The organism is Sphingomonas sp. EU05-FHT14C10 (assembly GCF_058790595.1).
Window position 1 is genome coordinate 29,705 of record NZ_JBYTEN010000008.1, and the last position, 13,026, is coordinate 42,730.

Annotated in this window: 12 protein-coding genes and 1 pseudogene; 11 read left to right on the top strand and 2 right to left on the bottom strand. The window is 60.2% G+C overall.

Features of this window, described 5'->3' with window-relative positions; genetic code table 11:
• The first annotated feature begins 713 nt into the window (after nucleotides 1-713).
• The 9 genes and pseudogenes from AC3WT0_RS09870 to AC3WT0_RS09910 all read left to right on the top strand — a co-directional run.
• Nucleotides 714-1,271, top strand: coding sequence for a sigma-70 family RNA polymerase sigma factor (locus AC3WT0_RS09870; protein ID WP_492753351.1), 558 nt, complete (start codon nucleotides 714-716; stop codon nucleotides 1,269-1,271).
• Nucleotides 1,268-1,909, top strand: a complete 642-nt coding sequence (locus AC3WT0_RS09875) for an NrsF family protein (RefSeq protein ID WP_492753352.1) — start codon at nucleotides 1,268-1,270, stop codon at nucleotides 1,907-1,909. The genes AC3WT0_RS09870 and AC3WT0_RS09875 overlap by 4 nt, the downstream gene beginning before the upstream one ends.
• Before the next feature lie 34 nt (nucleotides 1,910-1,943).
• A complete protein-coding gene (locus AC3WT0_RS09880; RefSeq protein WP_492753353.1) occupies nucleotides 1,944-2,852 on the top strand; it encodes an NAD(P)/FAD-dependent oxidoreductase in 909 nt (302 codons plus the stop codon).
• Nucleotides 2,849-4,210, top strand: a complete 1,362-nt coding sequence (locus tag AC3WT0_RS09885; protein WP_492753354.1) for an ATP-grasp domain-containing protein — start codon at nucleotides 2,849-2,851, stop codon at nucleotides 4,208-4,210. Before AC3WT0_RS09880 ends, AC3WT0_RS09885 begins: the two co-directional genes overlap by 4 nt.
• Before the next feature lie 529 nt (nucleotides 4,211-4,739).
• On the top strand, nucleotides 4,740-5,042 hold the full coding sequence (locus tag AC3WT0_RS09890) for a hypothetical protein (RefSeq protein WP_492753355.1): 303 nt from the start codon (nucleotides 4,740-4,742) through the stop codon (nucleotides 5,040-5,042).
• 36 nt (nucleotides 5,043-5,078) lie between these two features.
• A complete protein-coding gene (locus AC3WT0_RS09895) occupies nucleotides 5,079-5,633 on the top strand; it encodes a Bax inhibitor-1 family protein (RefSeq protein WP_492753356.1) in 555 nt (184 codons plus the stop codon).
• Nucleotides 5,634-5,667: 34 nt separating this feature from the next.
• Complete coding sequence (locus AC3WT0_RS09900; RefSeq protein ID WP_492753464.1) at nucleotides 5,668-6,375, top strand: Bax inhibitor-1/YccA family protein; 708 nt, start codon at nucleotides 5,668-5,670, stop codon at nucleotides 6,373-6,375.
• Between the two features lie 577 nt (nucleotides 6,376-6,952).
• On the top strand, nucleotides 6,953-8,863 hold the full coding sequence (locus AC3WT0_RS09905) for an AMP-binding protein (RefSeq protein WP_492753357.1): 1,911 nt from the start codon (nucleotides 6,953-6,955) through the stop codon (nucleotides 8,861-8,863).
• Nucleotides 8,864-9,201: 338 nt separating this feature from the next.
• A pseudogene (locus AC3WT0_RS09910) lies at nucleotides 9,202-9,890 on the top strand (IS5 family transposase); the annotation flags it as partial.
• 40 nt (nucleotides 9,891-9,930) lie between these two features.
• Here the strand turns inward: AC3WT0_RS09910 and AC3WT0_RS09915 are convergent.
• On the bottom strand, nucleotides 9,931-10,344 hold the full coding sequence (locus AC3WT0_RS09915; RefSeq protein ID WP_492753358.1) for a methyltransferase family protein: 414 nt from the start codon (nucleotides 10,342-10,344) through the stop codon (nucleotides 9,931-9,933).
• Between the two features lie 1,159 nt (nucleotides 10,345-11,503).
• On the opposite strand from AC3WT0_RS09915, the gene fliE reads away from it, so the two are divergent.
• Nucleotides 11,504-11,944: a flagellar hook-basal body complex protein FliE gene (fliE, locus tag AC3WT0_RS09920; RefSeq protein ID WP_492753359.1), complete on the top strand. Its 441-nt coding sequence runs from the start codon at nucleotides 11,504-11,506 to the stop codon at nucleotides 11,942-11,944.
• 258 nt (nucleotides 11,945-12,202) lie between these two features.
• The gene (locus tag AC3WT0_RS09925; RefSeq protein WP_492753475.1) at nucleotides 12,203-12,334 is read left to right on the top strand and encodes a hypothetical protein; all 132 of its coding nucleotides are present in this window, start codon (nucleotides 12,203-12,205) and stop codon (nucleotides 12,332-12,334) included.
• Between the two features lie 230 nt (nucleotides 12,335-12,564).
• Here the strand turns inward: AC3WT0_RS09925 and AC3WT0_RS09930 are convergent, their stop codons facing one another.
• Nucleotides 12,565-13,011 (bottom strand): DUF411 domain-containing protein, encoded by a 447-nt coding sequence (locus AC3WT0_RS09930; protein WP_492753360.1) that lies wholly within the window; start codon nucleotides 13,009-13,011, stop codon nucleotides 12,565-12,567.
• Nucleotides 13,012-13,026: the final 15 nt, after the last annotated feature.

The following is a 13,026-nucleotide window of genomic DNA, read 5'->3' on the forward strand; positions in this document are numbered from 1 at the left end:
CGGCGGCGAAGTCGGCCAATTCGCTTCGCCATCGCATCGTCCATCAAGCTATTATCGCTTGATATCAGTCGCTTCGCCTTAGGAGGCCGGATACCGGAGATTCAACTTCGCGCAATTTGGGAATAACGATCGAATTGATCATCCGCTAACCGTTGGTCACTGTAGACGAATACGTGCGTCAGGACATGAGAGTGACGACCGACGCGACCGTTTACGAGGCCCGCGTGTGCTGACCGCAAGAGACGTCGTGTTATTGAGAATCTAATCATTGCGGATGTGAGGCCGCTAGCCCCACAGCCGCCCGGAGTGATCTTGATGGGTCAGTTGACCTCAGGGAAACATCGGTTTGCGTTTCGAGTTCAAGACAGGAATCTCAGCCGGGAGGGAGGCCTCGATGATACTTCCAATGAGGCTCTATCGGCGTCCGCCACGGTTTCCGCGCAGTGCACCGGTCGAAGCGGTCGGCTTTCTTAATTTTTCGGCTGTCGTAAGTCCGCTTCGTTCTACCGCACAGGCCAGGAGCGCAGGTCACGGCCGATCCCTTACCGGACGCAGCCTCGATGTCAAACGAAGGTCAGTGCTGCGGTTTCGTAGCAGACCGCCACCATGGCGCAGCCGTGTCGCGATCGGACGACACGTCGCGCAGCGGCCATTCTTCTGTGCTTCCGATGTAACCGCAGGTCGAGAAGCGTCGAAAAGCCGAATGGGTGGCGATGTCTGAGGACGCCGAACTCCGGGCCCTTTTTCTGGCGGGCGCGGCGGGCGACGCCGACGCCTATCGGCTATTCCTGCGGCGGATAGCCCTCAGATTGCGCACCTATCTCCGGCGTCAAGCCCGGCGCGCGGGAGGGGCGTTCGAAGTGGAGGATATTTTGCAGGAGGCGTTGCTGGCCATTCACAATAAGCGAAGTGCCTACGACCCGGCCCGTCCGGCGCTCGCCTGGGCCTACGCAATTGCACGCTATAAGCTGATCGACCACTTGCGCCGGGTGAGCCGTTCGCCCGCTGGCGCTCGTGTGGGGATTGAGGCGGCGCAGGAGTTGCCGTCGCCCTACGACCCTACCTCAGTGGATAATTCCCTCGACCTCGAGCGGTTGCTTCAGAAATTGCCCAGCGTCACCCAAGGCGTGATTCGCGACGTCAAGCTAGACGGCCTTAGCGTGGCGAAGACGGCCCAGCGGCGCGGGATGTCGGAATCCATGGTCAAGGTGAGTATTCATCGCGGGTTGAAGCGGCTCGCCCAGCTCGTCGGATCTGGAGGCGGTCATTGAATACCGACATGCTAATCGAAGCGCTCGCGGCGCGTGCTGACAGCGTCAAGCTTGGCGGTGCACCGCGCATTGTGGCTCTCGCGGGCTTTGCCGGTCTCTGTGCTGCGCTGGTCCTTGTTGCCGTTCTCCTCGGGATCCTGCCAGACCCCTGGACACCGCAGCATCTGCCGCTCTTGGGCCTGAAACTCGCTTTCAGCCTAGGCAGCGCCGTGACCGCTGGCTTTTGTCTCAGCCGACTAGCTTATCCAGGCGGCGAACGTCGTACCCCGTTGGGGCTCTTGCTGCTCCCCTTCGTCGCAATCGTGCTGTTCGGCGTCGGTAGCTTGCTGGCCGCCCCGATCGAGAACTGGAACGCCGCGCTTCTACACAGCAGTTGGGCCGAATGCATCATCGCCATCCCCCTGATCGCCACGGCGCCGTTCACCAGTCTATTGTTGGCGCTTCGCAAATTCGCTCCCACCGATCTGCAAAAAGCGGGTGCTGTCGCCGGTCTTTATGCGGGAGCTGTGAGCGCTGCAGCGTATGCCCTCCACTGCACCGCTCAATCTCCAGCGTTTGTCGCCCTTTGGTATGGGGGTAGCGTTCTCGCCTGCAGCCTCATCGGATGGACCTTAGGGCCTCGGCTTCTCCGCTGGTGAATGGCACGACCACTTTCCCCTTGTTAGGACCCTCATGCCAACTAAACCTTTGGACTGCCTGGTCGTTGGCGCCGGCCCAGCCGGGCTGACCGCCGCGATTTATCTTGCACGGTTCCGCCGAAATTTTGTGGTTGCTGACGGCGGCGCTGCGCGCGCCCGACTGATTCCTTGCTCGTACAATCATGCGGGCTTTCCCGACGGCATTCCAGGCCCTGAGCTCCTCAAGCGCATGGCGGCCCAAGCCCGGCGTTACGGCGCGACAATTCGGCGCGGTCTAGTGACGGCGCTAGAGAAACGGCCTGACGGGAATTTTCAGGCTCAGGTGGATAGCGTTGCCGTTTGCGCGCGCACTGTCGTCATCGCTACCGGCAAGGTCGACGTCGAGCCTCAGCTCCCCGATCTGGCCGATGCCATCAATCGCGGCCTGATCCGCCATTGCGGCATCTGTGATGCCTACGAGGTCATCGATCGCCGCCTGGGTGTAATCGGCTGCGGCGAGAGCGGAGCGACCGAGGCCATCTTTCTCGCCGACTACACCCGCGACATCACTCTCATGTCGCTCGGTCAGCCCCTTGGCCTGGAACCGCATGATCTGCGGCGCCTGCAGCACCGCGGCGTGCGCTTGATCGAAGAACCGATAATCTCGATGCAGCTGGAGCGCGGCCGGATCGCTGCCCTGATCACGCAATCTGGATCCGTTCTCGCCTTCGACAGCCTCTATTCGGCCTTGGGAGATAAGGTGCGAAACGGCCTAGCTGTCGGCCTGGGCGCGCGCCTCGGGTCCAAGGGCTGCCTCGAGGTGGACCAGCATCAGCAGACCTCGATCGCCGGCCTCTATGCCGCCGGGGATGTCGTGGTGGGCCTCGACCAGATCAGCGTCGCCATGGGGCAGGCCGCGGTCGCCGCGACGGCCATTCACAATCACCTGCGGGGAGCAGCATGAGTGCCGCTCCCAAGTCCCGCTTGGAGGGCGATGCGCGCGGCGCGACATCCGCGCCATATCTGCTGATCTGTCCGACCCATCGCGATCTTCGCGAGCTGGCGCGCCTTGGTCTGCGTCAGGATCAGGTGCTCACCCACGTTTACGCGAGCGACGCCCTCGAACGGATCGCCGGGGCTAATGCCGACGCCGCAGAGGCGGTAAACAATCCGCTTCTCGAGATCGAAGCGATCCTGCGCCAGTACCAGGGCACGCCGCTGGCGGGCGTGATCAGCGCCGACGACTATCCGGGCAGCACGATAGCAAGCATCGTGGCCCGGCAACGGGGGCTTCCTGGGCCTGATCCCGCCGTGAACCTGCTACTCCAGCACAAGTACCACGCACGCTGCGCACAACGTCGCCTGACACCGACTGCCACACCTGCCTTCGCGCTGGTTGAGGCCGCCTGTCCCGAGGCTAGGCCGCTGGATTTCCCCTTCTTCCTGAAACCCGTGAAGTCATTCTTTTCCATTGGCGCGCAGCCCGTTTCGGCGCTGTCTCAGCTGCACGCAGTCCAGCAATCCTGGGCTCGAAAATCGTCTTTCTTCGCGCCCTTTGAGCGGCTGATGGAGCACTATTCGTCACTGCCGATAACCGGCCACCTGCTGGCGGAAGGTTTGCTGCGCGGCAGGCAGGTCACTTTGGAGGGCTACGCCTGCGGCGAGGAAATCGAGGTGCTGGGGATTGTCGATTCCGTATTCAGTCCTGGAACGCTCGCCTTCGAGCGGTTCGACTACCCATCGGCGGCCCCCGCCACAATACAGGCGAAGATGGGTGAGATCGCGCACCGGCTCATGAGCGGCGTCGGTTTCCGAGACGGTCTTTTCAACATCGAGTTCACCTACGATCTCGAGAGCGACACGGTGATGATCGTTGAGGTCAATCCCCGCATCGCGTCCCAATTCTCCGACCTCTACGAGAAGGTAGACGGCTACAATAGTTATCAGGTCCTGCTCGATCTGGCTGTCGGCCGGCGGCCGCGCTTGACCCGAGGCATGGGACATCATGCATTCGCCGCAAGCTGCGTGCTCAGGACCTTTTCCGATGCGGTCGCCACCCGGGTTCCGGACGCGGAGGACATAGCGCGGCTCGAAGCCCGCCACATGGACGCGCGCGTGGAGGTACTAGCCACCGAAGGCCGATTGTTGTCGGAAGAGATGCAGGACGGTCACAGCTATCGCTACGGTGTAATCAATCTCGGCGGACGCAACCTTGCCGACGTCTTGCGAGCTCGTTCGGAATGCCAAGCGCTGCTAAACTTCCGGTTCGCTCCGCCCAGCACGATTTGCGGTGATGTGGGCCCCCGCCGAGCCTCGAGTTGACGTTGTCCTAGGGCCGGTCTCGCCCCTGTTCGCCGGGATATCTATTTTCACGGATTTCAAGGCGACGATGCGTGGCGTGCCGTGTGGAGGTCGACAAGACCGTCTCCGGAGATCGCTCGATGTCGATCGAGGCTCACCTGCTTCGTCGTCACCATTCCTGCTCGTAGGTCGTCCCCGCAATCGTGCAGTTCGGCGCATAGTCTCGCGCGGATTGTAACCTCGGGCGCCGCGGGGCGAAAAGAGGAGGATAGAGCATACGGACGGAGATCAAGGTGCGAACGTCATCGCTCAAGCCCTGGTACTGGTATGGGTCGGTTTGCACTGGCCTTGGCCGCGCTGACGGTCGTCTGCATGACCTTCACCCTTTGTTCGCGCGCCGCCGCCGTCCAGGCATCAATCGCAGGCTTGCAGATTTCGCTATTGCTTGCCGCGTGTGCGGGGCTGGTCGCGAGCTTGAGGACGCCCGAGCGCGCGCTAGCGCGGAGCTCACGCATAACCGCCGCCCCTTCAAACCTCGATGGAGATGACGATGAATAAGCTTCGCATGGGCGCCGCGGCAGCGGCTGCAGCATCCCTGGCGCTGGGTATCGCCACGCCGCTATTCGCCCAGGCCGCTAAAGAGGCGATGCCCGATGCTAAGATGAGCGGCATGAACATGGGAGGCATGTCAGCCAGCGACATGGCTCGGATGAGGGCGATGATGACGCGCATGGAGAAGATGATGGATGACTGCGAACGCATGATGAAGAGCAAGGCCGATGCGGGGTCGCATGCCTCACCTCCGGCGCCAGCCGTGCCCCACCGCAAGGGTGGCCAGTCAAGGGGATCATAACGAGGCATCAGCCATTGATGTGGAGCGGAGTTTGATATGACCCACCTCGATCAATATCGGCCCAGGTCGCTCGCACTGTCGGCCACGACCGTCACCGATGAGGGACCGCGTGTTTTCAGGCTGGGGGTCTACGCCCAGGTCGGCAGCGGCCTGATCGCCTCCGGCGCCCTGGCGTGGGTGACCTCACATCCGCCCTTCGCAAGTTATCACTTCCACTTTGCGGCTGATGGCCGGCTGCCGGTTTACTCCGTTGCCGGCATGATCTTGATATTTGCGCCTCTGGCGATCCTGCTTGGCGCGAGCTTCATCGCGGCCAAAGTGACACTCCGCAGTGCCGGACTACTCTATTGGGGGTTGATCGGTCTTCTGGGCGCCTCGCTGGGCGCGATCATATTTGTCTACACTGCCACCTCGATCGCCACCACCTTCTTCGCCGCCGCCGCAGCGTTTGGGGCGCTGTCGCTCTATGGCTACGCCACCAAGCGCGATCGCACCGGGGTTGGCTCCGGCCCGATGATCGGATCGGTCGGTCCGATCTGTCCTGGATCGTCAACATGCTCCCCTCAGGAAAGGTATGATGATGGCGAATGAATTTGAACGAAGAACGCCCGCCGAGGCGCGGCCGATGCCAAACTCGGGCGCGGCACGCGCCGGTCTGGAAGGTGCCGCCATCAACGTGGGTTTGCGGTCCTACATGCTGTCGGTCTACAATTACATGGCGTCGGGGGTGCTGCTTACCGGCGTAGTCGCGCTGCTGTTCGCCGAGAGCGGCTATGCGGCCACCATTCTTGGCGGGCCTGGCTTTCTCAAATATGTCATCATGCTCTCGCCGTTAGCGTTCGTGATGGTACTCAGCTTCGGCATCAATCGCCTTTCGGCTGCGACCGCACAGCTGCTCTTTTGGGCGTTCGCCGCGGTGATGGGCCTATCGATGGCCTCCGTCTTCCTAGTCTTCACAGGCGTGTCGATCGCGACGACTTTTTTCGCGGTCGCAGCTGCATTCGCGGGCCTCAGCCTTTGGGGCTACACAACCAAGCGCGACTTGTCGCGGTTCGGAACGTTCCTGATCATGGGCGTAGTGGGTCTGCTTGTGGCTTTGCTGATCAATCTGTTTCTTCGGTCCTCGGTGCTGCAATTGGCGGTGAGTCTCATTGGCGTACTCCTATTCGCAGGCCTTACTGCCTACGACACGCAGCGCATCAAGGGCCTCTACTTCGATGTCGCGCGCAGCGACATGATCGGCAAGACCGTCGTCATGGGCGCGCTCGCGCTTTATCTGGACTTCATAAACATGTTCACCTTCCTTCTTCAAATCACGGGCGACCGGAGGTGAACGCGCAATGCGCTTCGCAAAGGCTCTCGACTGCGGAAAGGCCGGGCAGACCTTGCCCGGCTGAACTGCCTCCCGTCCGCTTTCCAGGGACTCGCACTTGCCAGGATATGGATAGGGCAGCCTTGTCAGGCCATTGCAATAAAAAAGGATGTTCCCATGAACAGTATCGATCCGCGGCCGACCTCACGCGATCCCCGAAATCCTGCGACCGACGCCAACGATTTACGGGCGAGCGGATCCTCCCGCGACGAACGTAAAACGAGGGTGGGCATGGGGCGTTCTGCAGGCGTCATGATAATTGCGGCAATCGCGCTGGCTGGGATCGTGGCTGCTGGTTTCTCATTTGGATGGAGCGGATGGCTTACGGCCACTTTGGGAGGAATAAGTATTCTTTTTCTTCTCCCCTGCCTCGTAATGTGCGTCGGTATAATTTGGATGGTGGTGCGGGGACGCTAGCGGCCGACCACATAAAGGTCAGAACCATAATCAGCATCCACGACCGGGAAGTCGATCACCCTATAAGGCGTTGCTAACTCGACACATTCTAAATTGTAAGCAATGGGGGTTCGTTGAGAAAATGAGAATCCTCAAATACAGCTTTCCATATCAAAACATAACTCCGCTCGAGCGGGTGATCCGTATTGCGCTCGGTCTGGGTTTATTAGGTGGCATGATTGCTGGCACGCAGCGAGGCATCATAGGGGATGGCGTAACCCTCTTTTTGGTGTGGGCCTTGGTTCTGGGCGCTTGTGTGGAACTCGTAATAACCGGCGCCATTGGATATTGTCCTCTGTACAAGTGGATTTATTTCCCTTGGGCGCGCCGGGATGGCCGAGCCGAACTCGCAGGTCCGCATGATGCGGAAGGCATTCGCGGAAAGCGGCTGGGCCTTTTGGCCTTTGCTGGCGATAGTGCGGCGGTTGAGTTGGGTCTGACCGTCGAGAACGCGGTCCGCCGCCATGGTCCGATTCCGCTGTGGCTTGACCGTCCGCTCGATATCGCACCTGAGCTCGGACTCGAACTAGACTATGTGCAACTTTCCGCGCTGATCGTTGATGCTTCGAGGCGGCTTGCAGCTGCCGGAGTGTCCCTCGGGGATTACGTTGCGATCGTTAAGCGGGACAACATGGACGTTCTCGTACTGGCAGCCGCCGCAAGTCGTTTGGGTGCGATTCCCGCTTTGTTGTCGCCAACGCTTGACCCCGAAGCAATGGCCATATTGCTCGCGCGCCTAGGATGGCCACTGGTGATTGCGGATCGCTCCGCGATCCAGTTGCATCGGTTCACCGAGAAATCCAGCCATGTCCTTGCCACAGATGGAGCGTTCCAGGGCGCAATTAGTCTCAGCGAACTGGATCGAGGATCAACGCCTCCCGTCGTAAGGCGCGCGCCCGATGAGGTGGCGGTGCTTACGCACACATCCGGTACGACTGGAGTCCCGAAATTATGCATGCACACCGGCCGCAGTCTGGCCGGTCAGGCTTGCGTTCAACTAATCGCCCACAAGGTCTTTCTGACCCGCCGCGATGTGTTCGCGACATGTCCCACGGCGATCCACGCACGGGTTCTGTCAGGCTGGCATGCCCTTCTGGCGGTCGGCTGTGGCCATCTTGCCCTCTTCGATCCCGATCCGGCCACAACGGCGACATTTCTTAGTCGTTACCGGCCAACGGTGGTGGACACATTCCCCAACCTATACATTCGCTGGGAACAGTTCGCTGACGACCCGCGGGGGCCGCTCGCCAATGTTCGTTTCTTCATCTCGACGTTTGACGCGGTGCACCCGCGGACCATCCAACGATTATTGTGGGCTTCCAGGAGGCGCTTCCCATTGTGGGTGCAAGGCTACGCGCAAAGTGAAGTTGGCCTCGCCACGCTCAGTATCCGGTACCGCCGCCGTCAGCGGCAACCAACGGGCGATGCTCGCGACGTCGGTTGGGCGATCCCTGGGCTGACCAGGGTTCGAATTACGGACACCATTTCTGGGAAGCGGGTCCCGCGAGGATCAGTCGGACAGATCGAGGTCGGTTCTGTCGGACAAATAGCCGGATATCTCGGTGAAGAGGAGCGTACGTTGTCCCGTTGGAATGGGGCGTGGTGGCGAATGGAGGACGTTGGGAGCTTGACGCGATGGGGCACTCTTCGTCTTCTCGGGCGCCAGGTTGACGCGATTCCCGATTTGCCCGATGCCCTCGCAATGGAGGATAAACTACTGGCGCGCCTGCCTGAGTTGAATGAATTGGTGCTTCTCCCCGGGGTTGATGGGGCCTTGCCCACTCCCGTTGTCTGCACAATCGATGATCAGCCGCTTGATCCAACACGGTGGGTAATGGCCGTGCGTGGCCTGCCGACCGTGGCCGGGCCAATTCAGTGTCGCTGGGCGGATCTACCCACGACCGCCACCTGGAAGGTCAAGCGGTCCGACCTGCTGCTCCAACTGTCTCGATCCGCATGCGGCATCGGTCACGACGACCTACGAAACGAATAAGCACGCGGCCCCGCTGCCTGCATTCATGCGCCGGCACCGTGATCACAATTTGTCCATCGCGCTCGTCCGACGTTGAAGCAAAAAAGGCTATCAAATGTCGTCCTTGGTGTTCACCCTAGGTGGATGCTGGGAACCGTCATCGTCAGAACGGTCCCGGCGCTTTCGCATAAACAGCATCGGCCCGACGCAGCAGGCCAGCATCACGGCCGCGAAGATTAGCAACACTGTGCTTGTGTTCATCTCAAGCTCCTCTTCTAGAATCTAGGCCGTGAACTCATAAACGGGCTTGAGGTTTGCGGGGCAGAGTGATTCAGGCTTTCCATTGCGATGGAGGCTTGATGACGCGGCGGCGGTACGAACTGACGGATCGGGAATGGGGGATCATCGCGCCGCTGCTGCCGAACAAGCCGCGCGGCGTTCCTCGGGTGGATGATCGCCGAGTGCTGAACGGCATTCTCTGGCGGTTTCGCACCGGTTCGCCATGGGCTGAGATACCCGAACGCTATGGGCCACCCACGACTTGCTACAACCGGTTTGTCCGGTGGCGCAAAGCCGGGGTGTGGGACCGGCTGTTGGCGGCGGTTTCTGCTGGCTTCAACGGCGAATTGGTGATGATCGATTCCACCTGCGTGCGCGTCCACCAACATGGTGCGACGGGCAAAAAGGGGGATCTTCCGATCATGGCCTGGGACGTTCCCGGGGCGGCCTCACCAGCAAGATCCACGCTCTTGTCGACGCTGAAGGACGTCCTGTCGGCCTGCGCCTGACTGGCGGGCAGGTCCACGACGCATGCGAAGCCGAAGCGCTCATCGAGGCCATCCCCGAGGGGGCCACGCTCCTGGGCGACAAGGGCTATGACAGCAACGCCATCCGCGAGCAGGCGGCGCGCAAAAACGTCTGGGCCAACATTCCGAACCGCTCCAATCGCAAGCAACGCTTCGGGTTCTCGCCCTGGCTCTATCGCCAGCGCAACCTCGTCGAACGCTTCTTCAACCGGATCAAACAGTTCCGCGGCATCGCCACCCGCTACGACAGGTGCCCGGAAAACTACCTCGCCGCCGTCAAACTCATCTGCACCCGCCTCTGGTGCCCCGCGTAATGAGTCCGCGCCCTAGCTTTCCTTCTGCAGGGTGAGAAGCTCGGCGGGCGGAGGCTCTCCAATCGTTATGACGTGGGAAGAACATCGGCCGCGACTGTTTGTACTGCAAATACTCAGGTCCGAATTTGTTCAACATGTCCTGCTCCTCTTTCCGCGCCAGCATCACATAAGCAAAAACGATCACCACAAAAGCTGCAAGGGAGAAAACCGTCGGCCAATGCACGACGCCTTCTCCGAACACAGCAAGAAAGAGACCGGTATATTGCGGATGACGCACGAAGGCGTAATGGCCCCTCGGTCGCCAACCGCTTTTCTTTCGTTGCTCGATAGAGTTCGCGCCAGCTTGCGGCCAGCAGGACAATCCCAAAGATGGCGATCGCATAGCCGACGATCATTGATACCAGCATCGCTGCGGGTGAGCCGGTGACGTAAATCCATAGGTTTCCGTCCCACAGGCTTGTTCCCTTGGCATCGAGCTTGAGCACGCGAGTCAGCAAATAGATTGTCAGCGGAAAACCGTACATCTCGGCGTAGAAGGCGATAATAAACGCCTGTAATATGCCGGCGCGAGTCCATTCACGCCAGGATCGCGGCAGAAGGTAGCGATAAAGGAGCCACGACATGATCACGGATGAGATCGCTGCCAGCCCCCAATAGATGTGATTGTCCATGGTTCCGTTCCTTTCGGCCATTGTGCCAGCCGGAAGCTCTGTATTCGGAAGGTGCAGTCGTCTTGCTGCTGTCTTCAGATATAAACGACCAGCGGCTCAGAAGTTGCCACGGGCGCACCGGCGTGGGGAGGAGCGACGCGCGCAGCGCCCGAAGAGTGCGGCGTTGCCTGTCCACAAGGATTCGCCTGAGGGCGAGATAGGGAAGGTGCCGGACAAGCTCTGCCACGCTTCGCCAGACTGTTGGATGATGGACCAGATGAAGCCGAGCAATTCGCGCGCAACAGAGGTGGTCGCCACTACCGATCGTTTACCTCGCTAGGTCAGCCTTTTGTGGGTTTATGTAGCCTTAGCTGGGCCTTCCAGGCGATGGCGATAATCTCCGGCGATGTTTCCGGCCGGTGCTCTTTCATCCATTGTCCGACCTTCGGAGTTGTCCGATAATTCGCCATCCCGCGCTACACACCGGAAAGAGCCCCGCCGTCATTGTAGCGCCTGATGATACCGTCGGTCATACGCCTCAGTGTTTTCTAAACGCTAGACCTTGTCAGGTCACCCCAGGGGCCACCTCAACCTGCGTCAGCATGACGGTCATCGCGGCCATTAAACTCTGTCGTGTTGGCTTGCGATTATCGGCGTCCGGCTGCGCGACGAAGGCGGTTCATCTAATCCTAAAGCGGACGTGGTGCGCTAGCGGGCGGTTGAGGCTAACGCCATAATCGAGGCGACGAACACGTAATATCGAGCGGGCGGAGAGGTGGCCGCGAAACGGGGCAGGTCGGCCACGTTAATCATTTCTCAAAACTTTCCCGCCAGCGTTAACCATTACCTAGGGCAGGATAAAGCCAGCCCTAGCGAGCAACAAGAGGTTGTATGTCGGTCAGTGAGGTCCTAGCGATTAGGAGTGCGATCCTGGACAGGAACGTATCGCTCCAAAATGTTGCCAAGGCGTCACCGATCGGCGGCAGTGACGAGAGCGGGCGCGGTTCGGCATTCAATGCGGCGATGAACCATGCTTTGCAGGCGGTTGATGGATCCGCGGCAACTGGCACGCATGGCAGCGTGGGCGTGCAGCCTATTGGATCATCTGACCCGACCGGCTTTGCTTCAACCTTTCAATCCGCTTTACAAAAGCTTAACGGGATTAATGCCGAAGCTGGAGCGCTTACGGACGCGTACGAGCGGGGCGAGACAACGGATATCGCGAAGGTCATGCTGGCCCGGCAGCGTTCCGGAATAGGCTTTGAAGCAACCTTGCAAATCCGCAACAAGATTCTGTCTGCCTATAAAGACATCATGAACATGGCAGTATGATAATGCACATAAGTTAACTATATCTCCTTGTACCTCAGAATACTTTATCTCCCGCGCACGGTTGATCCCCAGAGTCGATGACGTGAGCGCCCACAGCGGTTGTAAACGCCCGGGCAGGCTCAGGACTCACAACCGGGTAGCCAGAAAAGGCCGATCGCGGCGAGCGCGATGGCGCTCATGAAGGTGTGGGCGCAGCTCACAGCGGTCGTAGCGGGTGTGAATACGACGCCAGTCTATTAGCCGACCGAACAGGAACTCGTGTCGTGTTGCCTCGAGGTCTTCACCGACGCGGGCAAGCGCCGGGACTGGCCGCCCGAGGTGAAAGTTTCGATCGTCGCAGAGAGCTACGCGGGCACCGAGACGGTCTGCGCGGTGGCTCTCGGCCCCTGATCGTGGGATAGCTGTTCGCGATGCCGGTGGCGAAGATGAATGAGCGGTCGCCGGGAACGGCGTATCGCTCGGGTGTCTCCGGAAAGTTGTTTTTATCAAGAGTCAGCATGACCATTCCATGGGCCTGGTTCCCCAAGCGCCCTGACGCACCGTGGCCTGGCTCCTGGTGGCCGCCGTAATCGGCTGTCATAAATGCCCTGATCCGTTGCGCAACCGGTTCTGCTGCGCGCCTACTCAACGGAGTAGACGGCCGTTCGGCCTGCTTTATTAAAGGCAAGAATTTTGAACGGCACCCGCTTCGGACCCATCATGCCGGGGGAGCCCGTTGGCATGCCGGGAAGTGAGATGCCGGCGATCTTCGGGCGTTCCGTGAGAAGTTTGTTGAGGCTCTTCACGGGCACGTGGCCCTCGACGACATAGCCGCCGATAAGCGTCGTATGGCAGCCTTCAAGCGCGTTGGGGACCGCGTGCTTCTTCTTGATGAGCGGCAGGTCGTGCGTCGCCTGAACCTTGACCTCATAGCCGTGCACGCGAAGGTACTTTGCGTATGTTTCACAGCAATCGCACTGCGGGTTTTTATAAAGCACGGCCACAGGCTCGGCGGCGCCGGCAGCAACTGCGGGTCCGGCAAGCGCGAGGCCTGCTCCCAGAATGGCTGACTTCATGAACGTCTTCATTGCGATTTCTCCTCG